Annotated in this window: 27 protein-coding genes and 1 other RNA gene; 16 read left to right on the top strand and 12 right to left on the bottom strand. The window is 53.0% G+C overall.

The window, feature by feature from the left end:
* Positions 1 to 74 precede the first annotated feature (74 nt).
* From exuR to SBO83_RS10860, 9 genes are all read left to right on the top strand, one after another.
* Entirely contained in the window at positions 75 to 878 is an 804-nt protein-coding gene (gene exuR / locus SBO83_RS10900) for a transcriptional regulator ExuR (RefSeq protein ID WP_353500803.1), read from the top strand.
* A gap of 541 nt (positions 879 to 1,419) precedes the next feature.
* Positions 1,420 to 2,103, top strand: a complete 684-nt coding sequence (locus SBO83_RS10895; RefSeq protein WP_353500802.1) for a DedA family protein — start codon at positions 1,420 to 1,422, stop codon at positions 2,101 to 2,103.
* A complete protein-coding gene (mzrA, locus tag SBO83_RS10890) occupies positions 2,100 to 2,486 on the top strand; it encodes an EnvZ/OmpR regulon moderator MzrA (protein ID WP_353500801.1) in 387 nt (128 codons plus the stop codon). The genes SBO83_RS10895 and mzrA overlap by 4 nt, the downstream gene beginning before the upstream one ends.
* Positions 2,487 to 2,681: 195 nt before the next feature.
* Positions 2,682 to 3,059, top strand: a complete 378-nt coding sequence (locus tag SBO83_RS10885) for a DUF1090 domain-containing protein (RefSeq protein ID WP_396131519.1) — start codon at positions 2,682 to 2,684, stop codon at positions 3,057 to 3,059.
* A 173-nt stretch (positions 3,060 to 3,232) separates the two neighbouring features.
* Complete coding sequence (locus tag SBO83_RS10880; RefSeq protein WP_396131518.1) at positions 3,233 to 3,538, top strand: DUF883 family protein; 306 nt, start codon at positions 3,233 to 3,235, stop codon at positions 3,536 to 3,538.
* Positions 3,539 to 3,540: 2 nt separating this feature from the next.
* Positions 3,541 to 3,945, top strand: coding sequence for a phage holin family protein (locus SBO83_RS10875; protein WP_034786781.1), 405 nt, complete (start codon positions 3,541 to 3,543; stop codon positions 3,943 to 3,945).
* A complete protein-coding gene (locus SBO83_RS10870) occupies positions 3,942 to 4,226 on the top strand; it encodes a YqjK-like family protein (RefSeq protein WP_353500798.1) in 285 nt (94 codons plus the stop codon). Before SBO83_RS10875 ends, SBO83_RS10870 begins: the two co-directional genes overlap by 4 nt.
* Positions 4,227 to 4,509: 283 nt before the next feature.
* A complete protein-coding gene (locus SBO83_RS10865; protein ID WP_396131517.1) occupies positions 4,510 to 4,902 on the top strand; it encodes a DoxX family membrane protein in 393 nt (130 codons plus the stop codon).
* Between the two features lie 167 nt (positions 4,903 to 5,069).
* Positions 5,070 to 6,056 carry a glutathione S-transferase C-terminal domain-containing protein gene (locus SBO83_RS10860; protein WP_396131516.1) on the top strand — a complete coding sequence of 329 codons (987 nt, stop codon included), beginning with the start codon at positions 5,070 to 5,072 and terminating at the stop codon, positions 6,054 to 6,056.
* Positions 6,057 to 6,091: 35 nt separating this feature from the next.
* Here the strand turns inward: SBO83_RS10860 and SBO83_RS10855 are convergent, their stop codons facing one another.
* The gene (locus tag SBO83_RS10855) at positions 6,092 to 6,997 is read right to left on the bottom strand and encodes a LysR substrate-binding domain-containing protein (protein ID WP_396131515.1); all 906 of its coding nucleotides are present in this window, start codon (positions 6,995 to 6,997) and stop codon (positions 6,092 to 6,094) included.
* 112 nt (positions 6,998 to 7,109) lie between these two features.
* On the opposite strand from SBO83_RS10855, the gene SBO83_RS10850 reads away from it, so the two are divergent.
* Positions 7,110 to 7,814 carry a pirin family protein gene (locus SBO83_RS10850; RefSeq protein ID WP_396131514.1) on the top strand — a complete coding sequence of 235 codons (705 nt, stop codon included), beginning with the start codon at positions 7,110 to 7,112 and terminating at the stop codon, positions 7,812 to 7,814.
* A gap of 75 nt (positions 7,815 to 7,889) precedes the next feature.
* Here the strand turns inward: SBO83_RS10850 and rnpB are convergent.
* Positions 7,890 to 8,268, bottom strand: an RNA gene (rnpB, locus tag SBO83_RS10845) — RNase P RNA component class A.
* A gap of 25 nt (positions 8,269 to 8,293) precedes the next feature.
* Positions 8,294 to 9,163: a 16S rRNA (cytidine(1402)-2'-O)-methyltransferase gene (gene rsmI / locus SBO83_RS10840; protein ID WP_396131513.1), complete on the bottom strand. Its 870-nt coding sequence runs from the start codon at positions 9,161 to 9,163 to the stop codon at positions 8,294 to 8,296.
* 62 nt (positions 9,164 to 9,225) lie between these two features.
* Between rsmI and SBO83_RS10835 the strand changes: the two genes are divergently transcribed.
* The 4 genes from SBO83_RS10835 (at position 9,226) to dolP (ending at position 12,960) form a co-directional block, all read left to right on the top strand.
* Positions 9,226 to 11,274, top strand: coding sequence for a penicillin-binding protein activator (locus SBO83_RS10835; protein WP_396131512.1), 2,049 nt, complete (start codon positions 9,226 to 9,228; stop codon positions 11,272 to 11,274).
* A 78-nt stretch (positions 11,275 to 11,352) separates the two neighbouring features.
* Positions 11,353 to 11,721: a YraN family protein gene (locus tag SBO83_RS10830; protein WP_396131511.1), complete on the top strand. Its 369-nt coding sequence runs from the start codon at positions 11,353 to 11,355 to the stop codon at positions 11,719 to 11,721.
* A gap of 63 nt (positions 11,722 to 11,784) precedes the next feature.
* The gene (gene diaA / locus SBO83_RS10825) at positions 11,785 to 12,375 is read left to right on the top strand and encodes a DnaA initiator-associating protein DiaA (RefSeq protein ID WP_034786756.1); all 591 of its coding nucleotides are present in this window, start codon (positions 11,785 to 11,787) and stop codon (positions 12,373 to 12,375) included.
* A 9-nt stretch (positions 12,376 to 12,384) separates the two neighbouring features.
* A complete protein-coding gene (gene dolP / locus SBO83_RS10820; RefSeq protein ID WP_034786754.1) occupies positions 12,385 to 12,960 on the top strand; it encodes a division/outer membrane stress-associated lipid-binding lipoprotein in 576 nt (191 codons plus the stop codon).
* Between the two features lie 79 nt (positions 12,961 to 13,039).
* Here dolP and SBO83_RS10815 read toward each other — a convergent pair whose 3' ends face one another.
* From SBO83_RS10815 to pepA, 7 genes are all read right to left on the bottom strand, one after another.
* Positions 13,040 to 14,479, bottom strand: coding sequence for a 6-phospho-beta-glucosidase (locus SBO83_RS10815; RefSeq protein WP_396131510.1), 1,440 nt, complete (start codon positions 14,477 to 14,479; stop codon positions 13,040 to 13,042).
* Positions 14,480 to 14,534: 55 nt separating this feature from the next.
* On the bottom strand, positions 14,535 to 16,073 hold the full coding sequence (locus tag SBO83_RS10810; RefSeq protein WP_396131509.1) for a PTS transporter subunit EIIC: 1,539 nt from the start codon (positions 16,071 to 16,073) through the stop codon (positions 14,535 to 14,537).
* A gap of 200 nt (positions 16,074 to 16,273) precedes the next feature.
* On the bottom strand, positions 16,274 to 17,026 hold the full coding sequence (locus SBO83_RS10805) for an SIS domain-containing protein (protein WP_396131508.1): 753 nt from the start codon (positions 17,024 to 17,026) through the stop codon (positions 16,274 to 16,276).
* Positions 17,027 to 17,074: 48 nt separating this feature from the next.
* Positions 17,075 to 17,578, bottom strand: coding sequence for a GNAT family N-acetyltransferase (locus tag SBO83_RS10800; RefSeq protein ID WP_353500790.1), 504 nt, complete (start codon positions 17,576 to 17,578; stop codon positions 17,075 to 17,077).
* 184 nt (positions 17,579 to 17,762) lie between these two features.
* A complete protein-coding gene (locus tag SBO83_RS10795; RefSeq protein WP_396131507.1) occupies positions 17,763 to 20,618 on the bottom strand; it encodes a valine--tRNA ligase in 2,856 nt (951 codons plus the stop codon).
* A 14-nt stretch (positions 20,619 to 20,632) separates the two neighbouring features.
* Positions 20,633 to 21,097, bottom strand: a complete 465-nt coding sequence (locus SBO83_RS10790; protein WP_034786742.1) for a DNA polymerase III subunit chi — start codon at positions 21,095 to 21,097, stop codon at positions 20,633 to 20,635.
* Positions 21,098 to 21,296: 199 nt separating this feature from the next.
* Positions 21,297 to 22,808, bottom strand: a complete 1,512-nt coding sequence (gene pepA / locus SBO83_RS10785; protein WP_353500788.1) for a leucyl aminopeptidase — start codon at positions 22,806 to 22,808, stop codon at positions 21,297 to 21,299.
* Positions 22,809 to 23,085: 277 nt separating this feature from the next.
* Here pepA and lptF point away from each other — a divergent pair, with 277 nt between their 5' ends.
* Positions 23,086 to 24,180 (top strand): LPS export ABC transporter permease LptF, encoded by a 1,095-nt coding sequence (gene lptF, locus SBO83_RS10780; RefSeq protein ID WP_353500787.1) that lies wholly within the window; start codon positions 23,086 to 23,088, stop codon positions 24,178 to 24,180.
* Entirely contained in the window at positions 24,180 to 25,250 is a 1,071-nt protein-coding gene (gene lptG, locus SBO83_RS10775) for an LPS export ABC transporter permease LptG (RefSeq protein WP_034786737.1), read from the top strand. The genes lptF and lptG overlap by 1 nt, the downstream gene beginning before the upstream one ends.
* 72 nt (positions 25,251 to 25,322) lie before the next feature.
* Here lptG and mtgA read toward each other — a convergent pair whose 3' ends face one another.
* Positions 25,323 to 26,054: a monofunctional biosynthetic peptidoglycan transglycosylase gene (gene mtgA, locus SBO83_RS10770; protein WP_396131506.1), complete on the bottom strand. Its 732-nt coding sequence runs from the start codon at positions 26,052 to 26,054 to the stop codon at positions 25,323 to 25,325.
* A complete protein-coding gene (locus tag SBO83_RS10765; RefSeq protein ID WP_396131505.1) occupies positions 26,051 to 26,704 on the bottom strand; it encodes a hypothetical protein in 654 nt (217 codons plus the stop codon). Before SBO83_RS10765 ends, mtgA begins: the two co-directional genes overlap by 4 nt.
* Positions 26,705 to 26,915: the final 211 nt, after the last annotated feature.

The following is a 26,915-nucleotide window of genomic DNA, read 5'->3' as shown; positions in this document are numbered from 1 at the left end:
CGTATACTGGTATAACAAGTTTTGAACGCTAGACCCGCGCAATTCAAATTATCAGAGCGATGAAGAGTAAAATCATGGAACCCACTGAAACCAGACGTCTTTATCAACAACTGGCCGCGACGCTCAAGGAGCGTATTGAGGGTGGCGTTTATCCGGTCGGTGAGAAATTGCCCGCCGAACGTCTGATTTCGGAAGAGATGAATGTCAGCCGCACCGTGGTGCGCGAAGCTATCATCATGCTCGAAGTAGAAGGCTACGTGGAGGTGCGCAAAGGCTCGGGCATTCACGTGATGTCCAACCAGCAGAAGCATCTGGTGGTGGCGGGCAGCGGCGGTACCGGCCTTGATTTTGGCGCGGCAGGCCCCTTTGAGCTGCTTCAGGCGCGCCAGCTGATTGAAAGCAATATCGCGGAGTTTGCAGCGACTCAGGTCACCAAGCAGGACATTATCCGGCTGATGGAGATCCAAGAGCAGGCGCGGCTTGAAGACCGTTTTCGCGATTCAGAATGGGATTTGAAATTTCACATTCAGGTGGCGCAATCCACCCAAAATAGCGCCATGGCGACCATCGTCGAGAAGATGTGGAGCCAGCGTCGGCAGAACCCTTACTGGCGCAAGCTGCACGAACATATTGATGAGAAATCGATCGAAGGCTGGTGTGAGGATCACGATAAAATTTTGAAGGCGCTAATCCGTCGCGACCCGCACGCCGCCAAGCTGGCGATGTGGCAACATCTGGAAAACACCAAGCAGATGCTGTTCCGCGCCACCAGCGATGACTTTGAATTCAACGTTGATCGCTATATGTACTCAGAAAACCCGGTGGTGCATCTCGATTCACCACCACTCAATGTCCCTACTCCGCTAAACAACAAATAGTGCCTCTTATAGCAGGCCGATTTCTCGACCTGCTTTCATCAATTTCTTCTGAATAATCCTCCCCATTTGTCAGAAAAATAAGCCTCTACCTGTCAGCCATTGTCGAGTTGTGTCAGCCAGTGTAAAAGCGCGCCCCGTATGGCGTTGCGAACTTAAACCAATGCGCTCAAGCAGGTATATTTACCTGTCTCAAAGGTGGTTGTTTTGTTACAGTTAGACGACTTTTATTACCTAAGCGCCGAGCGATAAAATGCGCTTAATGCGAGGAATCGTCCAAAATACCCGCATAAAGACTAAGGAAAATAAAGGTTACAACGTTTTTTTTGCACTTAAGATGCATTTGATTGCCAGTGATCAATCGGCCTTTTGTATCAATTCCTATACTGCATGTATCAATACTCACGGCGTTTTGGGCTTTTTGCCCCGAATGCAGCGCCAGGGAAAGGCGTACTTCTCGGTCTGAAAGTCTCGCGTTGAGCATGCTTGCTCCGTAGTCGATTCAGGCGGGTTAACTGAAAACGATGGAGTTTCGCAAAAGTACATGGAAATCATTAGTTCGCTTATCGATGCCTTATGGCAACAAGATTATGAAACTCTGGCCAACCCTTCGCTGGTCTGGACGTTATATACCGTTTTATTTTTGATTATCTTCCTCGAAAACGGTCTGCTGCCCGCCGCCTTCCTGCCTGGCGACAGCTTATTAATTTTAGTCGGCGTATTGATTGCCAAAGACGCCATGAATTTCCCGCTGACCATCGTGCTGCTGACCACTGCCGCCAGCCTCGGCTGCTGGCTGAGTTATATTCAGGGCAAGTGGCTGGGAAATACGCGAATAGTGCAAGGCTGGCTGGCGCATCTCCCCGTGCAGTATCACGAGCGCGCGCACAACCTGTTCCACCGCCACGGCCTTTCGGCACTGCTGGTGGGCCGCTTTCTGGCCTTCGTCAGAACCTTATTACCGACCATCGCGGGCCTGTCCGGGCTGAGCAACGCGCGTTTCCAGTTCTTCAATTGGATGAGCGGCCTGCTGTGGATCTTAATCTTGACCACCCTCGGCTATTTCTTGGGTAAGACTCCGCTGTTCCTGAAGTACGAAGATCAGCTGATGAACTGCCTGATGCTGTTGCCGGTGGTGCTGCTGGTGGGTGGCCTTGGCGGCTCATTGCTGCTGCTGTGGCGTAAAAAGCAGGCCGATCGTCAGAATAAGGGCGATAAGGCACCGTGAAAATCAAACCGATTAAACGCTCAATCCTGTGGCCTATCACCTTGCTGACGCTGGTGTTGGTGGCGATTGTGATTGGATTTGCCGTCGCCCGCATGCCGCAGAACACTAACGCCCTGCAGATTCGCCCAGTGCGGGCCGGCGTGGCGCTGCCAGATGGCTTTTATGTTTACCAAAGCCTGAACCAGCGCGGCATTCGCATTCAGAGCATCACGCCGGTGCAGGACGGGCTGATCGTCGAACTGGACTCACTGGAGCAGCGCGAACTGGCAGAACACGCCTTGATGGATATCTTACCGCTGGGCTTCTCCATCCAACGCTGCGATCCGCCACAATCCCAGCTCTGGGTGCATAAAATTACCCGCGACCAGCTCAAATTAGGTTAACCCTCTCGCGCTTTCGGAATCCTCCCCTAAGCGCATCTATTATCTGCTGTTATAATTAGTCCCACTGTATTGAAAAATTATCTGTGCCAAGACGGCGCATTTTTTCTATCGACCCATTTCGATAAGACGTTTTTCAGTGCTTTACCTACGGAAGAAATGCACCAGCGTTTCACAATGACTAAGGAAGACACCCTCATGAATCTGCGTTTATCCGCGCTGTTCGCTATACCACTTTTCGCATTTTCTGCCGCGTCTTTCGCTGCTTCGCAGCCACAGACTTGCGCCGCTAAACAACAGCAAATCAAGACCCAACTTGATTACGCACATCAGCACAACAATAAAGACCAGATCGCTGGCCTGCAAAAAGCCTTGAGCGAAAACCAAGCGCACTGCACGGACTCTGGTCTCAAAGCCGAATACGAAAAACATGTTGCTGAAAAGAAAGAAAAAGTTCAGGAACGTGAGCAAGAGCTGAAAGAAGCCCAAGCCACGGGCGACAGCAAAAAGATCGAGAAGAAACAGCACAAGCTGGACGAAGCACAATCTGAATTGAAAGAAGCACAGGGCCAATAATTAGCCCTGTCAGACCGATTTTCCCCGTTCATAGCGGTGAAATGGCGTTATCTGACTCAGGCTTAACCTTAAATCGGGGGCTTTAGTCCTTAAATCAGGTGCCTAAGTTGCGATAACCCAGATATCCGCTATGTTAAAAGTTCGCATCAGTTAACGTATGGAGTGATACAAACATGGCTAAGAACACCACCTCAGAAAATCTGCGCGCGGAACTTAAATCGTTGGCTGATACCTTGGAAGAAGTTCTTCAAACTTCCACCGATAAGCCAAAAGCAGAGTTAGATAAGCTGCGCGGCAAGGCAGAAAGCCTGCTGAAAGACACCCGCTCTCGCCTGAGTGATACTGGCGATAAGCTGGTCCATCATTCGAAAGAAATCGCAGGTCGTGCTGATGATTACGTGCATGACAAACCTTGGACTGGCGTTGGTATTGGTGCTGCCGTCGGCGTAGTTATTGGCGTTCTGCTAGCCCGCCGTTAATTATGGCTGAACCGATAAAGACTCCGCCACAAGGACCGGGCAAAGGGATACTTGATACGGCGCAACGCATTGTCACCGTTTTGGTTGGCATGGTTGAAACGCGTGTCAGACTGGCCGTCATTGAGCTGGAAGAGGAAAAGGCCAATATTTTCCAACTCTTGCTGATGGCGGGCATCACCCTCATCTTTACCGCTTTCGGTTTAATGAGCCTGTTGGTTGTGCTGTTCTGGGCAATCGACCCGGCTTATCGACTTGTTGCAATGGGCACCACCACCGGCGTTTTACTGTTCCTGGCGGTGGTATTAGGTCTCTGGACGCTGTCAAAAGCGAAACGTTCAACTTTGTTGAGCATGACGCGTAAACAGCTGGATATTGACCGTTCATTGCTGGAAAAGGATGACCAATGAGCACACCTGACCGCGTTATCGAGAAAGTAAAACTGCTGCGTAAAATCGAGCGCCAACGCGCTGAGTTGTCTGCGGGCCGCCTAGAATGGCTCGAAGCAACCGCAAAAGTAGATCGCGGCTGGGTGAAGTTTATTGATATGCGTAAGTATCTGGTGCTGGGTTCCAGCGTTCTGGCAATTTACGGCATCCGACATCCAAGTAAAGTGGTTCGCTGGTCGCGTCGCGCCTTTGGTATTTGGGGCACCGTACAGCTTTTCCGCCGTAACTTTATAAAGCCGTAGCGCTAATTTATTGATTAAAATCGACTAATTCTTTTTTAATCAACTCGCAACGCGCTCCCCCACGGGCCAGTCCGGAGTTTCTCCGACTGGCCCGTTTCTTTAAGTTCCCGCCGCGCTGTTCAATTTATTTGATAATAATAGACAGTTTTACTTGCTAACAACTGTTCAACTTTCCCCTTACTATCCCATCATCAACCAGACGCGGTAACGGTTGGGGATAATACCCGGACGTGCCGTTAATATTATTGTCGCCCAATTTGGGCAACATTTTTCGGAGTCGAAAATGACCAAAGTTAACAATACCGTCCTGCTTATCGCTCGTATCTTAATGCCGATTCTGTTCATCACTGCGGGCTGGGGCAAGATCACCAACTACGCAGGAACCGGTGCTTACATGAGCTCAATGGGTGTGCCATCTTTCCTGCTGCCACTGACCATTTTGCTTGAGTTCGGCGGCGGCTTGGCCATTCTGTTCGGCTTCCTGACTCGTACCACAGCGTTTATCACTGCAATCTTCACTATCCTGACTGCACTGATTTTCCACACGGATTTTGCTGTTGCCGTAAACCAGATGATGTTCATGAAAAACCTGTCTATCGCTGGTGGCTTCTTTGCCCTGTTCGTATCGGGTCCAGGCGCAATCAGCATCGACCGCCTGATCAAGAAAAACTGGTAACAGTTCGCACATAAGAATGTGCCGCTATACTCAATAGACTGATGGGCGATGTGATTATTCACCTCGCCCTTTTTATTTCTTATCTGCACATCTCCCCAGCATGATTCGCGTTGCATCAATGCAGTACACCAAGATTCAGCACGAAGGATGATGGGAAAGGAGGGATCATGGGACAACTCGTCGAAGGCAAATGGCATGACGTTTGGTATGACACCAAATCTACCGGCGGCCATTTCAAACGCACTGAATCGCAATTTCGCAATTGGGTGACCCCCAACGGCGAGGCAGGGCCGCACGGCAAAGGCGGATTCGCCGCCGAGCCGAATCGCTATCACCTTTATGTCTCCCTCGCCTGTCCCTGGGCGCACCGCACCTTACTGATGCGCGCCCTGAAAGGCTTGGATAAGCTGATTCCAGTTTCCGTGGTGCATCCGCTGATGCTGGAGAATGGCTGGACATTCGCCACCGACTTCCCTGCCGCGACCGGCGATGACCTTTACCACCTGAACTTCGCCTATGAAATCTATCTGCGGGCGCAGAAGGACTACACCGGGCGCGTCACCGTGCCTATCCTGTGGGACAAAAAGCTGCAAACCATCGTCAGCAATGAATCGGCGGACATCATCCGTATGTTCAACAGCGCGTTTGATGCCCAAGGCGCGCGCGCTGGGGATTACTACCCGGAAAACCTGCGCCCGGCCATTGATGAAGTGAATGAGTGGGTCTATCCGCTGATTAACAACGGCGTCTATAAAGCGGGTTTTGCTACCTCGCAGGAAGCCTATGACGAGGCGGTAAAAGGGGTATTTGAAGGGCTAGACCGAGCCGAAGCCCTGCTGGAGAAACATCGCTACCTGACCGGCAACCAGCTAACCGAGGCCGATTTGCGCCTGTGGACCACACTGGTGCGCTTCGATCCGGTGTACGTCACGCACTTTAAGTGCGACCGCTATCGCATTAGTGATTACCCGAACCTCTACGGCTTCCTGCGCGACATCTACCAAATGCCGGGCATTGCCGAAACCGTGGACTTCGCGCACATCCGCAATCATTACTACCGCAGCCACGCAACCATCAATCCGCACGGGGTGATCTCCACCGGCCCGGCGCAGGATTTAGATGCCGAGCACGGCCGCGACCTGCGTTTCAGCTAAGCCGCATGCTTCCCCTCTGGCGAGGGGGAGCAAGACTAGTTGGCGTCGCGGGTGGCAAGCAGCTTGGCGATTTCCCGCAGGAACCACGCCTTGGCTTCACCCATGCTGTCGCGGCGCCATGCCATGATGATTTCCGCCTCGCGGTTGTACTCCGCGCTCACCACCCGCAGACGCCCCTCGGCGATATCTTTTTCCACCATAGGATAAGGCATCGTCGCCACACCCAAACCTGCCAACAGCGCCTGACGCTTCTCTTCAATGGTACTGACGGTTAAACGCTGCTGTTTATCCAGCAGCTGCACGGTGAGGGTCGGGCGCTCGCGGGCGGTATCCGCCACCGCGATGCCGCGATATTTCACCCGGCTGACTTCCGACAGCGGCTCGGCTTCCAGATGAATTGGGTGATCCGGCGCGGCGACATAGACACTCATCAGCTTATAGAGCTTGCGGCTGTTGATTTCAGACGATGAGCGGAAGTGCATATCCGGCGCGATAACAATGTCGGCGCGGCCCTGCTCAAGACGCTCCCAGGCGCCGGCTAGCACTTCGGTTATCAGCGACACCTGCGTGTTGGCTTTTAGCGCCAGCTTTTCAATTAACGGGAACAGCTGGGTAGCGGGAACCAGCGCTTCACAAACGATGGTAATTTGGGTTTCCCAACCGCGCGCCAGCGCTTCGGCGTCTACGGTAAGTTTATCAGCGGCTTCGAGCAAAACGCGGCCGCGTTCGAGCAGCATGCGGCCAACGTTGGTGAATTTTGTCCGATGACCTGAACGGTCAAATAGCACCACGTCCAGCTCTTCCTCCAGCTTCTGCATGGTGTAGCTCAATGCAGAAGGCACGCGGCCTAGCTCGTCTGCCGCCGCCGCAAAGCTGCCGCGCCGGTCGATGGCATCCATGACCCTGAGTGCTTCAAGTGTGAGTGCGCGATCCTTAGCCATGGGGTTCTCTGTCAGGAAATTTGAATATACCGACCAGATTAACTGGCTAACAATCAGTCGTCCAGACGCTTACCATTTAAGTATGGAATTTTTTTAACTGAGCCAGACCGCAATGATTAAGAGCAGAACTGCAAAAGAGTGCGGCACAGCTGACTTTGGTTGGCTTCAGGCGCGCTATACCTTTTCATTTGGGCACTATTTTGACCCAAAACTTATGGGCTACGCGTCACTGCGCGTTCTCAATCAGGAAGTGCTGGCGCCGGGTGCCAGCTTCCAGCCACGCACCTACCCGCAGGTGGATATCCTGAATTTAGTGCTGCAAGGCAGCGCGGAGTACCGCGATGCCGAGGGCAACAGCGTTCGCGTCAACGAGGGCGAAGCCGTGCTGCTTTCCACCCAGACCAACGTGGCCTACAGCGAGCTGAACCTGAGTTCAACCCAGCCGCTGACTCGCATGCAGCTGTGGCTGGACGCCTGCCCGCAGCATGAGAATCCGCTGATCCAGCAGATTAAGGTCGGCCAACAGCCGCACCTGCTGTTGGCATCGCCAGACGGCGAGCAAGGCAGCTTACAGCTGCGCCAGCAGGTGTGGATCCATCATATAGAGCTGGGCGAAGGCGAGAGCATTAGCTTGCCGATACGCGGCACGCGGGCCTATTTGCAATCGATTCACGGCCGCATCGACGCCCTGGGCGCAGAGAGTCAAGAAAAGCAGAAGCTGGTGTGCGGCGACGGCGCGTTTATCCAAGGTGAGTCAGAAATCAGCCTGACCGCCAGCACCCCGCTGCGCGCCCTGCTGATCGACCTGCCGGTGTGACGCAATAAGCTTCACCTAGAAACGCTATAAATGAAGAAGGCCCGTGCAACTTGCGTTACACGGGCCTTTTCGTATTGGAGGAGTTGACCGTTAAGCCGGGTTCTGTCGTGGACAGTCATTCATCTAGGCCAGCAATCGCTCACTGGCTCAAGCAGCCTACCCGGGTTCAGTACGGGCCGTACCATGTGAACCCCTATTTGGCCTTGCTCCGGGTGGAGTTTACCATGCCACGAACTGTTGCCAGCCGCGCGGTGCGCTCTTACCGCACCCTTTCACCCTTACCTGATCCCACTTGCGTGGGCCATCGGCGGTTTGCTCTCTGTTGCACTTGTCGTAAGCTCGCGCTTCCCAGGCGTTACCTGGCACCCTGCCCTATGGAGCCCGGACTTTCCTCCCCTTCATCTGTCTCCCCCGAAAGGGACGGCAACGAAGCGGCGACTGTCTGGTCAACTCCGGCGCGGATGATAGGCCATAATGGCCTACTTGTCACCCTCTTGCTGGTCGAGTGCGTATTTATACAACGCATTCTTCTTCACGCCATGGATCTCGGCGGCCAGCGAGGCGGCCTTTTTCAGCGGTAACTCTTTTTGTAGCAGCGCCAGCGTGCGCAGTGCCTCAGCCGGTAAGGCTTCGGCATCTACTTTATGGCCTTCGACAATCAGCACCATTTCGCCACGTTTGCGGGTTTCATCTTCTTTTACCCAGTCGAGCAGCGCGCCCACGGCGTCACCACGGATATTTTCCCAGGTTTTAGTGATTTCGCGCGCCAGCACGACATAGCGATCTGGCCCCCAGACTTCCACCATATCTTGCAGGCTGTCGAGCAGGCGGTGAGTGGATTCGTAGAAGATCAGGGTTCGAGGCTCTTCAATCAGTGCCTGAAGGGCATCTTTTCGTGATTTTGTTTTCGCAGGCAGAAAACCCTCGTAACAGAATTTATCCGAAGGCAAACCGGCGGCGCTCAGCGCTGCAATCGCCGCACAGGCCCCCGGCAAAGGAACCACACGAATACCGGCTTCACGGCAGCGACGCACCAGATGGTAGCCGGGGTCGTTAATCAGCGGCGTTCCGGCATCGGAAACTAACGCAATGCTTTGACCACTCTGCAATTTTGCTAATAAATGCTCGGCTTTTTGCTGCTCATTATGGTCATGCAACGGGTACATTTTGGCGCTAATGGCGAAGTGTTGCAGCAGTAATCCGGTATGGCGGGTATCCTCCGCCGCAATCAAATCTACGCTGCTGAGCACCGCCAATGCACGCTGGGTAATGTCCCCTAAATTGCCGATTGGTGTCGGTACGATGTACAGCGTTGATGCAGAAATATCTGCTTGATCGTGTTGATTCATTGTTTCATCCGGATTGCCGATTTAATATTGAGCATCTTGAAAAAAACATCACTGGAAACTGAATGCCTTCCTCAACTACTTTTCGTACCCGCACGGGACGTTTGATCCCTGCCGTTATCGTGGCGATGCTTCTCGCCAGTTGTTCGAGCCAGGCACCGCAAGCGCCGACTGAAACAGTTCAGGCGAAAGCGACGGGCAGCTCAGACTATTATCTACAGCAAGCCCAGCAAAGCGGTGATGATACCAAGGCTGACTGGCAATTACTTGCAGTTCGTGCCCTGTTGCGCGAAGGCAAAGTGCCTCAGGCAGCCGATCAGCTGGCCAAATTGCCGCAAAACCTGACCGCCGTGCAGGCGCAGGAGCAGCAATTGGTTAGCGCCGAAGTGCAGGTCGCACAGCAGAATTACCCAGCGGCGGCCACCACGCTGAGCAAAATCGATCCATCCAACCTCAACAGCGACCAGCAGGCGCGTTTCTATCAGGCGCAAATCGACGCCAGCCAAGGCCGCACCAGCCTCGGCCTGCTGCGTGCCTATATCGCTCAGGAGCCGCTGTTACAGGGTAAACCTCATCAGAACAACATTGACGCCACCTGGGCCGCGCTGACTCAGATGACGCCGCAGGACGTTAGCAACATCACCATCAATGCGAATGAAAACACCCTGCAAGGCTGGCTCGACCTGCTCAGCGTCTGGCAGAGCAACAAGCAAGACCCTGACCTGCTGAAAGCCGGTATTAAAGACTGGCAGCGCCGCTATCCGGTGAACCCGGCGGCTAAGAGCCTGCCGACTCAGTTAAACAGCGTGTTGAACTTCCAACCTTCTTCTACGGAGAAGATTGCCCTGTTCCTGCCGATGAGCGGCGCGGCGCAGGTGTATGGTAATGCCATTCAGCAAGGCTTCAACGCGGCGATGAACGGATTACCTTCTGCTCAGCCTGCGGCGCAGCAGCAGCCAGCAGCAGATCCAAACGCGGCACCAGCCTCAGCTCCGGTTGACCCGAATGCCGCCGTTAGCCCTTCTGCCCAGCAGGACGGCGCGGATCAAGAGCAGCAGGCAGCCACTACTGCTGCAGCTCCGGCTACCCCACAGCCAACCACGCCGGCTAACCCAAGTGCTCAGGTGAAAGTGTATGACACCAGCACCCAGCCAATCCCAGCCTTGCTCGCGCAGGCTCAGCAAGATGGCGCGACTATCGTCGTCGGCCCATTGCTGAAGGATCAGGTCAACGGTTTGGGGGCAGATCAAACGCCATTAAACGTTTTAGCGCTGAATCAGCCAGAAACTGAGAAAAGCAGCCCGAATATCTGTTACTTTGCGCTCTCTCCGGAAGACGAAGCTCAGGATGCCGCGCGCCACATGTGGCAACAGCATCGTCAGGCTCCGCTGCTGCTGGTGCCACGTGGTAACTTCGGCGACCGTATCGCTCAGGCTTTTGCCGATGAGTGGCAGAAACAGGGTGGACAAACGGTGCTGAAACAGGGCCTTGGCTCTTATGCAGAACTGAAATCCACCATCCGCAGCGGCATTCGTCTGACCGGCACGCCGGTGTCGAGCAGCGCGCAAGCGGCGGCGACCGCGCCTCAAGGCGTGACCATTGGCGGCATCACCATCCCGGCACCACCAACCGATGACCAGATCACTCAGGCCACCGGCGGCGGCGCATCGGGTAATGTAGATTCGGTGTATATCGTGGCGACGCAGGACGAGCTGACGCTGATTAAGCCGATGATTGATTTGGCGGTCAGCGGCCGCAATAAGCCATCTGTCTACGCCAGTTCGCGCAGCTATCAGGCAGGTGCAGGCCCGGATTACCGTCTGGAGATGGAAGGCGTGCAGTTCAGCGATATTCCTCTGCTGGCGGGCACCAACCCGGCGTTGATGCAGCAGGCTACCGGTCAGTTCAAAAATGACTACTCGCTGGTGCGCCTCTACGCAATGGGTATCGACGCATGGGACTTGGCAAACCACTTCTCACAAATGCGCCAGATCCCGGGCTTCCAGATTAGTGGCAAAACCGGCCAGCTGAGTGCGAATCAAAACTGCGTGATCCATCGCAAAATGCCGTGGTTGCAGTACAGTAAAGGCGCGCTGGTGCCGGTTTCTTCTTAAATCATAGGCTTAAGACAAAGCTGAAAGCGTGAACGGGGTATCGGATTTACCCCGTTTTTTAAGTACAAGGATGTATAGATGTTAGGAAAAAACGCGACAACGCGCGAACGTGGCGCAGACTATGAAGTCTTCGCCCGGCGTTATCTCGAAAAAGCCGGGTTAATTTTCGTCGAGGCCAACGTGGCTTGCCGACAGGGTGAAATTGACCTAATCATGCGCGACCAGCAAACCATCGTGTTTGTTGAGGTGCGCTACCGTCGCAACGCCTTATTTGGCGGAGCCGCGGCCAGCGTGACGCATCAAAAACAGCGGCGTTTATTACAAGCCGCCTCTTTTTGGCTTGCACTAAGAAATGCGAGCTTTGACACATCATCTTGCCGTTTTGATGTTTTAGCCATCACGGGTAGCCAGATAGAATGGCTGCGTGATGCATTCAATGCGGATTAAGATTGTTTTGAGACTGACGCCTGCCATAGCGCAGCCGACATTTTACTGACTGGACTAAATCACGTGCTGGATAGAATCAAAGCCTGCTTTACTGAAAGTATTCAAACCCAGATTGCCGCCGCAGAAGCCCTGCCCGATGCGATTTCCCGCGCAGCAATGACGCTGGTGCAATCACTGCTTAACGGTAACAAGATACTGTGCTGCGGTAATGGTACTTCTGCTGCGAATGCCCAGCATTTTTCAGCCAGCCTAATTAATCGCTTTGAAACTGAACGTCCAAGCTTACCCGCAATCTCACTATGTGCGGATAACATCGTGCTGACGGCTATCGCTAACGATCGCCTGCATGAAGAAATCTACGCCAAACAGGTTCGCGCGCTGGGGCAGGCTGGAGACGTTTTACTGGCTATTTCCACCCGCGGTAACAGCCGTGATATTGTCAAAGCGGTTGAAGCAGCAGTGACCCGCGACATGACCATCGTCGCACTGACAGGGTATGACGGCGGTGAGTTGGCCGGTCTATTAGGGCCTCACGATGTTGAGATCCGTATTCCGTCCCATCGCAGCGCACGTATTCAGGAAATGCATATGCTCACAGTGAACTGCCTCTGTGACCTGATTGATAACACGCTGTTCCCTCACCAGGACGATTAAGGAGATCCAATGAAGGCGAGTCCTCTCTTTGCAGTATTGTTAAGCGCCCTACTATTACAAGGCTGCGTAGCGGCCGCCGTTGTTGGCGTCGCGGGCGTGGCAACGAAAACCACCACCGATCCACGTACCGTGGGTACTCAGGTGGATGACGGCACGCTGGAAGCTCGCGTGTCTAACGCCATTAGCAAAGATAAACAGCTTAAAGATGAAGCTCGCATTGTGGCGACCGCCTATCAGGGCAAAGTCTTGCTAACCGGCCAGACGCCAACGCCAGATATGGCCGCGCGCGCGAAGCAAATCACCATGGGTGTTGACGGCGCGAGCGAAGTCTACAACGAGATTCGTACCGGCAAGCCTGTCTCTATGGGCACTGCATCGATGGACACGTGGATCACCACCAAAGTCCGTTCGCAGATCCTGACCAGCGACTCGGTGAAATCTTCCAATGTGAAAGTGACCACTGAAAACGGCGAAGTCTTCTTGTTGGGTCTGGTGACTCAGGAAGAGGGGAAATCGGCGGCGAGCATTGCAGCCGGTGTGAGTGGTGTGAAACACGTCACCACTGCCTTTACCTACGTGAAGTAAATCATTTCGCTCATAACATTCAGGCCCTTAACGGGCCTGAATTCTTTTTGACTTTCAACAATTTGCTACAAAACTTGCCTTAAAGCACTTCGCCATTGCTGCTAATCACTTTCTTATACCAGTCAAAGCTCTGCTTGCGCGAACGCGCCATGGTTCCGCTGCCGTCATCGTTTTTATCGACGTGGATAAAACCGTAGCGCTTGCTGTACTCGCCGGTGGTGAAGGACACGCAGTCGATGCAGCCCCAAGGGGTGTAGCCCATCAGGTCAACGCCGTCTTCGAACACCGCTTTCTTCATCTGCTCAATATGTGCTTTCAGGTAGGCGATACGGTAATCATCGTGGATCATGCCGTCTGGAGAAGCCTTATCGATGGCGCCAAAGCCGTTTTCGACGATGAACAGTGGCTTCTGGTAACGCTCGTACAGCACGCTCAGCGAGTAGCGCAGGCCCACTGGGTCAATCTGCCAGCCCCAGTCGGACGCCTTGACGTGCGGGTTCGGCACGCTGCCGGCAAAGCCAGACAGGCCGTTGTCATCGCTCGGGTTATGCGCCGACACCGCGTTACTCATGTAATAGCTCAGCCCCATGTAATCCGCGCAGCCTTCGCGCAGGGCTTGTTCGTCGCCCTCTTCCATCTTGATGTTAAAGCCGCGACGCTCCCACTCTTTAAGAATGTAGGACGGGTAGTAGCCGCGCATGTGCACATCGCCAAACAGGAAGCGCTCGCGCATGGACTCCACCGCGTACATCACGTCGTCCGGATGGCAGGAGAATGGATACAGCGGCACCATGGCCACCATGCAGCCAATCTGGAAGTCAGGGTTGATGGCATGACCGAGCTTCACCACTTTGGCACTGGCCACGAACTGGTGGTGTAGCACCTGATACATGGTCTCTTCCGGGTTTTCGTGTTCGGTGAACACTACGCCGGAGCAGCAATAGCCGAACAGCGGGTACTTCCAGTTGCGCTGGTTGTTGATCTCGTTGAAGGTCATCCAGTACTTCACTTTGTGCTTATAACGCTCCAGCACCACTTCACTGAACTTCACAAAGAAATCCACCACTTTGCGGTTTTTCCAGCCGCCGTACTCTTTTACGAGATGCCACGGCATCTCGAAGTGAGACAGGGTGATCACCGGCTCGATGCCGTGCTTGAGCAGCTCGTCAAACATGTCGTCGTAGAATTGCAGGCCAGCTTCGTTTGGCTGGGCCTCATCACCATTGGGGAAGATGCGGGTCCAGGCAATCGAGGTGCGGAAGCATTTGAAGCCCATCTCAGCAAATAGCGCGATGTCTTCTTTATAGTGCGAGTAAAAATCGACGGCTTCATGGTTCGGATAGCGATAACCTTCAAGCACGCCATCGGTTCTCACGCGATCCACGCCGTGCGAGCCACCGGAAAGCACATCGGCGATACTTACGCCTTTACCGCCCTTATCCCAGCCACCTTCAACCTGATGCGCGGCTACGGCACCGCCCCATAAAAAATCTTTCGGTAATTGCTGGCTGCTACTCATACAAATTCTCCCTTATTCAGGGCGGGAAGCTCCCGCCCAATCTACAAAATACTGATTAAGCCTGATTCAACTGGGCCTGTGGCGCCGTCGCGTCAGTCGCTTTAGCACTGCTTTTCGGTTGGCTTTCCACTTCATCTTTAAAGCCGACCAGATAGGTGAACAGCGCGCCGAGCACGAACGCCACGGTGATAGAAAGCAGGAAGCCGAGGAACTGCGGCATGTGGCCTTCTTTGAAGAACACCGGCAGCACCGCGATGCCCGGCAGGCAGTAACTCCATGAAACGGCATTGAATGAGCCTGCAATCGCGCCGCCAATCCCGCCCGCAGCACAGCTGCACAGGAAAGGTTTTTTCAGGCGCAGCGCCACACCATAGATAGCCGGTTCGGTGATCCCAAACAGCCCGGTTACGCCCGCTGACAGTGAAATACCTTTCATTTCACGGCTACGGGTTTTCAGGTAAACGCCGAACATGGTGCCGGTCATAGCGAATACCGCAGAAGCCTGCAGGCCAGTGAAGGTGTCATAACCCAAGGTCGCGTAGTTGCCGACGGTAACCGGCGTAATGCCCCAGTGAACGCCAAGGGTGACTAACGGCTGCCAGAAGGCACCCACCACGAAGCCTGCCACGGTCGGGCTGAGATGATACAGGTAGTTATAAACGCCACCGATCGCGCCGCCAATCAGGTTGCCAATCGGGCCAAACACCAGCAGGGTCATCGGCACCATAATCGCGATACAGAACATCGGGGTGAACAGGTTGCGGATCACCACTGGCAGGATTTTATTGAAGAAACGCTCAACGTAGGACATCGCCCAAACCATCAGAATGATGGGGATAACTGACGCGGTGTAGCTGAGGTATTTCACCGGAATGCCGAGGAAGTCCAGCGTCGGCGCGGAGAGCGGAATGCCCACGAGATTGGTCAGAGCATTGGCGATTTCCGGGTTGCTAACGGCTTCACGCATCAATTGCTGCATCGCAGGGTCCGCAGAGTTGATAGTAGTGATTTTGAACGCCGTCACCATGTTCATGTAGTCAGGGCTGATCAGCGCACAGGCGGTGATAACAGCGGTGAATGGATGAACGTTGAATTTTTTAGCCGCCGTAAAGGCGATCATCACTGGCAGGAAGGTGAATGCCGTCCACGACACAAAGTTCAGGATGCGGTAAGTGCCGCTGCTGGAGTCCATAATGCCGACGGCGGCCAGGAAGGAGATGATCCCCTGTAAAATACCGCAGGCCGCGAGTTGGTAAAGGAATGGCGTGAAAATACTCGAAATGACGTCCATCACCCGGCTGACAATGCCAACATTCGGCGCGGAGACCGGGGCATTTTCGTCAACGGTGATCAGTCGCAGAACCTGTTTATAAGCATCGCTGACGTGGTTGCCGATCACCACCTGCATCTGCCCGCCCGCTTCGATAACGGTAATAACGCCTTTAACGCGTTTTAATTCCTCTTTATCGACGATGCTATTATCTTTCAAAATAAAGCGTAATCGGGTTGCGCAATGTGTGACGCTAATCACATTATTATCGCCGCCAATATATTTTACGACTTCCTGAGCAGTTTGAGCGTAATCAATCGCCATTATTGTTCTCCTAATACCCGTGGTATTTGGCGCTTTGGCTGCCTAGCTGAAACGTCAATCACTGCGGGTATAACTTTTGGCACGAGAGGTGAGATTATTATTTTTATACTTCGGACGGGAGTTTAACAAAAAAGAATTTGAAGTCACGATATAACAAAGCGGGTTATTTGGTAGATGTTACATATTTAAAACACCCTGTTTTATTTAGGGCGCCTGATAATATTTTCATTAATTAGCGGCGGCAGTTTTTTGCCGATAGTTTCGATAATATACAAAACTGGGATCTGCGTCGTAATATTGTAGTGGCCTTCGAGCAGAATTGGTGGCATGTGGTAAGAGATGTTGAGGTCCGCCATGCGGGCCAGCGTGGAGCTTTCGCTGTTGGTCAGGCTAATAATTTTGCAATTCTGCAAACTGAACTGGCTGGCAATGCGGATGATCTCTTCTGTCTCGCCAGAAACCGAGAAAATAATCGCGATGGCATCCTGATACATATCGCTATTAATTGGGTAATAAGGGTCATCAATATAAGTGCTGAACTTACCAATATTAGAAAAAAAGCGCGCGCTATATTTACCCAAAGCGCCCGACGTGCCAATGCCCACAAATATAATTCTGCGGGTGGAAGCAATTTGCGCAGCGGCTTTACCTAATAACTCATCAAACTCGCTATTATTAATACTTTTAAAGTAACTAATAATCTCACTAATACCGAAAGAGACCGGCGGCTTTTCATCACGTTCAAGATATAACTTAAAGCGAATACGGAATTCTGAATATCCGTCGCAATTCATTTTCTTGCAAAAACGCAGCACGGTGGTGGTTGAAACGCCCGCAGCATCAGCGAGTTCACGGATAGTCATATACATGACTTTATCCGTGTTTTTAATGATGGTGTTATACACCATCAATTCTAATTCGTTCAGCGTCGAAATTTCTTTATAAGTGAACATACTGATGCCTGTGCCAAAGTTAGCCGATCCAAACTTAATCGTGCCTGATTATAGCAGTTTAAGCATGGTAACTTCACAATCAGTATGACCTGTATTGCCTAATGGTCCGTCAATATGCACAAAACCTAAGTGCTCATATAAAGCCACGGCCTGCGTCAGGCTGCCGGTGGTTTCTAAATAGCAGCGTGCAAAGCCTTGGGTGCGGGCAAAATCTAATGCCTGTAAGGCTAATTTCTTGGCTAAACCTTTCCCGCGCAATGCCGAGTGGAAATACATTTTCTGTAATTCACACAAATCATCTTCTGCGCCCTGTAGAGGTGCGACCCCGCCGCCGCCCGCGATCTGCCCATCCAGCTCCACCACCCAATATGCGCAGCGCGGTTGGCTGTAATTTTCATATAAATGGTCAAGGTTGGGATCCGCCACCGTATAGCCTTTGTCGGCGGTCAGGCCGAATTCGGCAGAGACTTGGCGGATAACATTCGCAATAGCGGCATTGTCTTCAGGACGTATCAGACGCACCTGCAAGTTGAGGGGTGTGGCGGTAGACATAAGACTCACTCAATATGATGATAAAAACACAATCAGTCCGAATTAATACCACCTAACCGCGCAATGATGCAACGCCGGGGCCACGGATGCCGTTTTAAAATACGCAATAAATTTAGCTTGCGCCGCTGCAACAAAAAAGGCCGCGTGAGCGGCCTTTTGCATAACATCACTTAGACACGATGTCTTACAGCGCGGCGATAGTCGCTTTCTGCTCAGCCAGCTTAACTTTGGCTTCGCCACAGGCAACCAGGCGTTCACGCTCTTTAGCAACAACCGCTTCTGGAGCACGAGCCACGAAGCCTTCGTTGGAGAGCTTGCCTTCGATTGACGCGATTTCGCCGTCAATCTTCGCCATCTCTTTATCCAAACGCGCCAGCTCAGCGGCTTTGTCGATAAGACCGGCCATTGGGATCAGCAACTCAGCGCCGTCCACCAGCTTGGTCATAGAAATCGGGCCTTTATCGCCCGCAGGCAGCACGGTGATGGACTCAAGACGTGCCAGCGAGGAGATGAAGTTCAGGTTCTGCTCAACGCGACGCTGTGCATCTGCACTTGCTCCGCGCAGCAGCAGCTCCAGAGGTTTGCCCGGAGAGAGGTTCATCTCGGCGCGAACGTTACGGATAGCGATGATAGCCTGCTTGATCCACTCGAGGTCGGCCAGCGCGCTTTCGTCAGCCTTAGCCGCGTCATACTCCGGGAAAGGTTGCAGCATGATAGTTTCAGCTGTGATGCCTTTCAGCGTTTTAACGCGCTGCCAGATGGTTTCTGTAATGAATGGAATGATCGGATGCGCCAGGCGCAGCAGGCCTTCCAGCACTTCAACCAGCGTATGACGGGTGCCGCGCAGCTGTGCTTCGCTGCCGCCATTCATTACCGGCTTGGTGAGTTCCAGATACCAGTCGCAGAACTGGTTCCAGGTGAATTCATACAGAATGCTGGCCGCTAAGTCGAAGCGGTAGCCGTCCATTGCGTCACGGTAAGCTTTCACTGTGCGGTTGTATTCAGCCAGGATCCAACGGTCTGCCAGAGACAGCTCAAGCTCGCCGCCGTTCAAGCCGCAATCTTGATCTTCTGTGTTCATCAGCACGAAGCGGCTAGCGTTCCACAGCTTATTACAGAAGTTGCGATAACCCTCGAGACGCTTCATGTCCCAGTTGATATCACGGCCGGTTGAAGCCAGCGCGGCCAGTGTGAAGCGCAGGGCATCAGTACCGTGCGGCTCGATGCCGTTCGGGAACTGCTTCTCGGTGCGCTTGCGGATTTTCTCCGCCAGCTGTGGCTGCATCATGTTACCGGTACGTTTTTCCAGCAGGTCTTCCAGCGAAATGCCGTCAATCATATCCAATGGATCGATTACGTTACCTTTCGACTTAGACATCTTCTGCCCTTCGTCGTCGCGGATAAGCCCGGTCATGTAGACCGTGTGGAATGGAACCTGCGGCTTGCCGTTTTCATCTTTCACGAAGTGCATGGTCATCATGATCATGCGCGCGATCCAGAAGAAGATGATGTCGAAGCCGCTGACCACGACGCTAGACGGGTGGAAAGCTTTCAGATCGGCAGTCTGGTTCGGCCAGCCCAGCGTGGAGAAGGTCCACAGGCCAGAAGAGAACCAGGTGTCGAGCACGTCTTCGTCTTGGGTCAGCACAATGTCTGCGCCCAGATTGTTTTCGCTGCGCACTTCAGCTTCGTCGCGGCCAACGTAAACGTTACCTTCCGCGTCGTACCACGCAGGGATACGGTGGCCCCACCACAGCTGACGGGAAATACACCAGTCCTGAATGTCGCGCATCCAGCTGAAATACATATTTTCGTACTGCTTAGGCACGAACTGGATCTCACCCTGCTCAACGGCTTCTACCGCCACTTTCGCCAGCGGGGCCGTGCGCACATACCATTGGTCGGTCAGCATTGGCTCGATAACCACGCCACCGCGATCGCCATAAGGCACGGTCAGGTCGTGAGGTTTGATCTCTTCCAGCAGGCCAGCTTCGTCGAAAGCAGCAACTACGGCTTTACGCGCGGCAAAACGCTCAAGGCCACGGAAGGCTTCTGGGATCTCATTGCTGCACGCGTCGCTCTCTTCACCGTTAGTGTCGAAAACTTCGGCTGTCTGGCGAACATCACCATCGAAGGTCAGGATGTTGATCATCGGCAAGCCGTGACGTTTACCCACTTCGTAGTCGTTAAAGTCGTGGGCTGGCGTGATTTTCACGCAGCCGGTGCCTTTTTCCATATCGGCGTGTTCATCACCCACGATAGGAATACGACGGCCAACCAGCGGCAGAATAATCTCTTTGCCAATCAAATCTTTGTAGCGCGGATCTTCTGGATTAACGGCCACGCCGGTATCACCCAGCATGGTTTCCGGACGCGTCGTCGCCACCACCAGATAGTCGTTACCTTCGGCCGTTTTCGCGCCGTCAGCCAGCGGATAACGCAGGTGCCACATGGAACCTTTGGATTCGCGGTTTTCAACTTCCAGATCAGAGATTGCAGTACGCAGTTTCGGGTCCCAGTTCACCAGACGTTTGCCACGGTAAATCAGGTCCTCTTTGTACAGGCGCACAAAGACTTCGCGCACGGCGTCAGACAGGCCATCATCCATGGTGAAGCGCTCGCGCTCCCAGTCCACGGAGTCGCCCAGACGGCGCATCTGGCGAGTAATGGTGCCACCGGATTCGGCTTTCCACTCCCAGATTTTGTCGATGAAAGCATCGCGACCGTAGTCGTGGCGAGTTTTACCTTCTTCGGCAGCAATTTTGCGTTCAACCACCATCTGCGTTGCGATACCCGCATGGTCAGTACCCGCCTGCCACAGCGTGTTTTTACCCTGCATACGCTGATAGCGGATCATGGCGTCCATGATGGTTTGCTGGAAAGCGTGACCCATGTGCAAGCTACCGGTGACGTTCGGCGGCGGGATCATGATGGCAAAGCTTTCTTTACTGGTGTCGCCATGCGGCTTGAAATAGCCCTGTTCTTCCCAGTGCTCGTAAAGCGGTTGCTCGATATCTTGCGGGTTATATGTCTTATCCATTTCGCTTCGTTTTTTTAGTCGGTCGATGTAGTGACAGACGGCGGCGTGGCCGTGGTCAAGGTAAAGCCAACGCTGCGATACGCTTTATAGCGATCGCGCGCCAACTGTTTTAGGGAATCTTCGTATGGTACGAAGTCTACCACTTCATGGAAAGCAGTAGCAAAATCTGCAAACTGGGGCAGCAGGCTTATCAAGAGATCGCGCGGCGCGTTACCGCGTTTTCCTGGCCAGCATAGCTCAACCGGCGCACCAAATTTTGGGCCTTCGCCGGCCAAATTGTGCGGCACGAACTGGCTTGGGTCGCGCTGCCATAAGGCTTCATCCAGACGTTCTGCCTGCTGTTGATCTTCACATGCCAGCAAAACGCGTTTCCCGGCGCGACAGCGTTCGGCGGCAATCTGACAGGCCAGCGCTTCGTGCGAGCTAAGGCCGGTGTCGCCATCGGGCGTATCGAGCAGAAAAAAAGTGGCTTGTTTCATCAGTTATCCAGTGCATTTAACCAAAATAAATCAGGCCGGAATTAACCGACCTGATCCCCTTCATCCTTCAAGCTGTCTCTGCGTTGGCTGCCTTCATTCACCCTAGTCACTTACTTGATGTAAGCTCCCAGGGATTCATTCAGTTGCCGCCTTGATACAGCTCGAATGATTTTGGGTATCGCTAGGGTGTATGGGGAGATCAATCGTCGCCATCAAGCCCTGCGCGGTTCAACAAGAACTGAGACAGGAGAGCGACAGGACGGCCCGTGGCGCCTTTGTTCTTACCTGAACGCCATGCCGTACCGGCGATGTCCAGATGGGCCCAGCTGTATTTACGGGTAAAGCGCGACAGGAAGCAGCCTGCGGTGATAGCACCACCCGGACGGCCACCGATATTCGCCATATCAGCAAAGTTGGAATCCAGCTGCTCGTAATACTCGTCGGCCAGCGGCAAACGCCACGCGCGGTCACCCGACTGCTCGGACGCGCCAATCAGCTCATGGGCCAGCGGATTGTGGTTCGACAGCAAACCGGTGATGTGATGACCCAATGCGATCACGCATGCGCCGGTCAGGGTCGCCACGTCGATCACCAGCTCAGGGTCGAAACGCTCGACGTAGGTCAGGGCGTCGCACAACACCAGGCGGCCTTCGGCATCGGTATTGAGCACTTCTACCGTCTGGCCGGACATCGTGGTCAGAATGTCGCCCGGACGGAATGCCTGACCACCCGGCATGTTTTCACAGCCCGCCAACACGCCAATCACGTTCAACGGCAGGTTGAGTTCGGCCACCACGCGCATCGCACCATAAACTGCTGCGGCACCACACATGTCGTACTTCATCTCATCCATATCAGCCGCAGGCTTAATGGAGATACCGCCGGAGTCGAAGGTCAAACCTTTACCGACGAGCACGATAGGCTTAGCGTCTGGATTCGGATTGCCTTTATATTCCATCACGGACATCAAGGATTCGTTTTTAGAACCATGTCCCACCGCCAGATAGGCATTCATGCCCAGCTCTTTCATCTGTTGTTCGCCGATGACGCGGGTGGTGATGTTGGTGCTAAACGCATCTGCCAGTTGGCGAGCCTGAGAAGCCAGGTAAGCCGCGTTACAGATGTTTGGTGGCATGTTGCTGAGGTCTTTGGCAGCTTTGATACCCGCCGCCACGGCCAGACCGTGCTGAATAGCGCGCTCGCCGCTGGTCAATTCGCGGCGCGTTGGCACGTTGAAGACCATCTTACGCAGCGGACGGCGCGGCTCGGTTTTGTTGCTTTTCAGCTGATCGAAGGTGTAAAGCGACTCTTTGGAGGTTTCGACCGCCTGACGCACTTTCCAATAGGTATTACGCCCTTTGACATGCAATTCGGTCAGGAAACAGACGGCTTCCATCGAACCTGTATCGTTCAGGGTGTTGATGGTTTTTTGGATCACCTGTTTGTACTGGCGCTCATCAAGCTCGCGCTCTTTCCCGCAACCGATCAACAGGATGCGTTCGGAAAGAATGTTCGGAACATGATGCAGCAGCAGAGTTTGGCCGACTTTACCCTCGAGTTCGCCACGGCGGAGCAAGGCGCTGATGTAGCCATCACTGATTTTGTCGAGCTGTTCGGCAATAGGTGACAAGCGGCGAGGTTCAAAAACGCCGACTACAATACAGGCACTGCGCTGTTTTTCCGGGCTACCGCTTTTTACACTGAACTCCATGCACTCTCCTGAATCTTAAAGACAACGGCGGGGGCTGCGGCTAGAATGAATAGGCCGGAGACATCTCCCGTCACTGTGTTAACGACCTGTGTTAACCTGAACGGCGTTAGTTTTTATTTTGGCGGCTATAAGCATGTTCCTATAGGACACCCCAATTCTCGGTGTTGTAATACTATTTTAGCTGTGAAGGTTGCCATATGATGAGAATAAATGGCGGATTAGCGATGAAACTATCGATTTTCCTGCAAAAAGACAAGTTATCACAGGCGTATTAAGCGTGATCATCATTAGATATCTGGTTAGGGAAACCTTCAAGAGCCAAATCGCAATTCTCTTTATCCTGCTGCTGATCTTCTTTTGTCAGAAGTTAGTCAGGGTTCTGGGCGCGGCGGTTGATGGCGATATCCCAACAAATTTAGTCCTTTCTCTGCTGGGCTTAGGCGTGCCGGAAATGGCACAGCTCATCTTGCCTTTAAGTCTGTTCCTCGGCTTATTGATGACATTGGGCAAACTTTATACAGACAGTGAAATCACTGTTATGCACGCCTGCGGCCTTGGTAAACGTTCATTAATCCTTGCTGCGCTATGTCTGGCTTTATTTACCTCTGTTTTTGCAGGTATCAACGCCTTCTGGGTCAGCCCTTGGTCATCCAAGCATCAAGACGAAGTGTTAGCCGAAGCGAAAGCCAACCCAAGCATGGCGGCCATGGTCGAAGGCCAGTTCCAACAGGCTCAGGACGGTAACGCCGTGCTGTTCGTTGGTAACGTGAAAGGTAAAGAATTCCACAACGTGTTCCTGGCGCAGCTGCGTCCGAACGGCAATCAGCGCCCGTCGGTAGTGGTCGCGGATAAAGGCCATATGGAACAGCGCCCGGACGGCTCACAGATGGTGACGCTGGACCAAGGCACGCGCTACGAAGGTACCGCCCTGCTGCGTGACTTCCGTATCACTGATTTCGTCAATTATCTGGCGGTCATTGGTCATCAGGCGGTTGCGCTCGACACCAGCGATTCCGACCAGATGTCGATGCAACAGCTGTGGCACTCAGATTTGCCCGAGGCGCGTTCTGAATTCCACTGGCGTCTGACGCTGGTTGCTTCCGTGTTCATCATGGCGTTACTGGTGGTGCCACTCAGCGTGGTCAACCCGCGCCAGGGCCGCGTGCTCAGTATGCTGCCAGCCATCATGCTGTATTTGATTTTCTTCCTGCTGCAAAGCTCTCTGCGCTCTAACGGTGCGAAAGACAAACTGGACCCAATGATATGGATGTGGGTGACCAACCTCGCCTACTTCTTATTAGCACTGGTGCTGAACATGTGGGACACGTTGCCGATGCGTAAGATTCGCGCGCGCTTGAGAGGGAGAGCCTGATGTTTGGAGTATTAGACCGCTATATCGGCCGCACGATCTTCAACACCATCATGATGACGCTGTTCATGCTGGTGTCGCTGTCGGGCATCATCAAATTCGTCGACCAGCTGCGTAAAGTCGGTCAGGGTGGCTATTCTGCGGCGGGCGCGGGCCTCTATACCCTGCTCAGCGTGCCAAAAGATATCGAGATCTTCTTCCCGATGGCGGCCCTGTTAGGCGCACTGTTGGGCTTGGGCACCTTGGCAACTCGTAGTGAACTGGTGGTTATGCAGGCTTCGGGCTTCACCCGTATGCAAATTGCTTCTTCCGTGATGAAGACGGCCATTCCGCTGGTCCTGCTAACCATGGCAATCGGCGAATGGGTGGCGCCGCAGGGCGAGCAGATGGCGAGAAACTACCGCGCACAGCAAATGTACGGCGGTTCGTTGCTCTCCACCCAGAGCGGCCTGTGGGCGAAAGATGGCAAAGACTTTATCTTTATCGAACGTGTCGCGGGTGACAATGAAATCACCGGCGTGAACATCTACCACTTCGATAACAACAATAAGCTGCAGTCCGTTCGCTATGCTTCTTCCGCGTCATTTGAAAATGGCACCTGGAAACTGTCGCAGGTGGATGAGTCTATCCTCACCGACGGCAAGCAGATCACCGGCTCGCAAACCCTGACTGGCGAATGGAAAACCAATCTGACGCCAGACAAGCTGGGCGTGGTGGCTTTAGACCCTGACGCGCTGTCGATTAGCGGCTTGCACAACTATGTGAAATACCTGCAGCAGAGCGGGCAAGAGGCCAAGCGTTATCAGCTCAATATGTGGAGTAAGATTTTCTCGCCACTGTCAGTCGCGGTAATGATGTTGATGGCCCTGTCGTTCATCTTCGGGCCGCTGCGCAGCGTGCCTATGGGCGTGCGCGTGGTGACGGGGATCTGCTTCGGCTTCCTGTTCTACGTGATGGACCAGATTTTCGGCCCATTAAGCTTGGTGTACAGCATTCCGCCGATCCTTGGCGCTATCCTGCCGAGCGCGCTGTTCCTGTTTATCAGTATCTATCTGCTACTCAAGAAACGCTAAGTGTTACCCGGCCCCTCCCCTCTCTTTTACGGGGGATGGGCCGGAAGAGGTCTCTTCTTTGCTAACTGCTGATTAACGCAAGTTATGCTCTTTCAAGAAAGCATCCCCGCCCAGTTGTCCCATCTGCCGTAAAATCCACTGCTGCCTGCGCAGCACATAAGCCGAAGGCGCATTGACCTTGAACAGATGAGGGTTAGGCAGCACTGCGGCCAATAGCGCCGCCTGTGAGGCTGTCAGCCTGCTGGCAGGCTTATGGAAGAAGTGCTGAGCCGCCTCTTCCACGCCAAACACGCCGTCGCCAAACTCAACAATATTCAGATAAACGGTGAGAATGCGGCGTTTGCTCCAGACGGTTTCTATACCTACCGTCAAACCGGCTTCCAGCCCCTTGCGCACCCAACTGCGACCATCCCACAAAAACAGATTTTTGGCAGTTTGCTGAGAAAGCGTCGATGCGCCACGGATCCTGGCGTTTTCCTGATCGCTTTTGGAGAGCACGGATTGAATGGCATCGACGTCAAAACCCCAGTGTTCAGGGAATTTCTGATCCTCTGCGGCCATGACTGCTAGCGCCATTGGCGACGATATTTCGCTCATCGGTACCCAGTCAGAATGTGACACATAGCCGAAATCCCCGGACAGCCATGCCGAAATCTGCCTTTCGACCATCACAGCAGAAAAGGGAACGGGCAAAAAGGAAAACAGCACGATGCCTGCAATCCATACACCGATAACAAAAATTACCAGTCGTTTTAACCATTTTAAGGGGGCTCGAAACAGAGCCATTCCAGACGATTTCCTCATTCACTCCATTCCATGACACATCTGACCAACTTATCAATCCCCAGAGCCGCTTGAGTGTCAGAATCTTCTGACAAGCCCCCCGGAGTGCTAACAATCCGCATTTCCATATTGACCACAATATCATCCGCCGGACAGAAAACCGGCTCGGCACCAATTGCATCAAGGAGTTCCGCCCGATCGGCATCTTTTCCTAAGGTAACTCTTATTGATGTATCAAAGAGTTTCGGCGCTAACAATGATGACTGACTGACAAAGCCAATAGGTTTACGTTTCTTATGTATTTTATCCACCAATGTGAACAGTTGTTCATCGATCTTGTAATCGCTTCCATCTTGCTCGAAGGTGGTTAACTGACTAACTACTCCAAATCCGCCACTAAAAATCAGCGCGCTGAGCTGTTCAGGAACCGATTCCTTGAGTGAAATTATTTCATAATCATCAAAATATGAGGATTTTTTTTCTTTAGCGGTAAAGCTAACGTTACACTTTCCAATAAGTTCTTTAATAACAGCGAGTTCAGAGGCATTAGCAACAATAAACAGCGCCTTATCTGTATATTTTCCCACCGACAAAACGGTCATAAAAGCGTCTGAAAACTCTGTTCCATTAGAAAAATCGCGACTACAAAGGAAAACACCCACAACCTGCATTTGTATTCTCCTAAAAATCCTGCGATAAAGACTTGTAGTTTTGTATAGACAAAGACTAATCTACATCACAGTTTTTAATGAATCTTGTAACAGTAACGCTTATATTTGTTATGTTGATTCATAGAATATGTATTAGGGGGCAGTTTGGATATCGAAAATTATTGTACGTTAAGGTTATTTTTTGTACCTCTGAGCTATGGTAAAGCTTGAC

The organism is Ewingella allii (genome assembly GCF_044430645.1).
In the GTDB taxonomy this organism is placed as follows: Bacteria; Pseudomonadota; Gammaproteobacteria; order Enterobacterales; family Enterobacteriaceae; genus Ewingella; species Ewingella allii.
The sequence above is the reverse complement of the archived record's forward strand: the minus strand, read 5'-3'. Positions and strand labels throughout refer to the sequence as shown.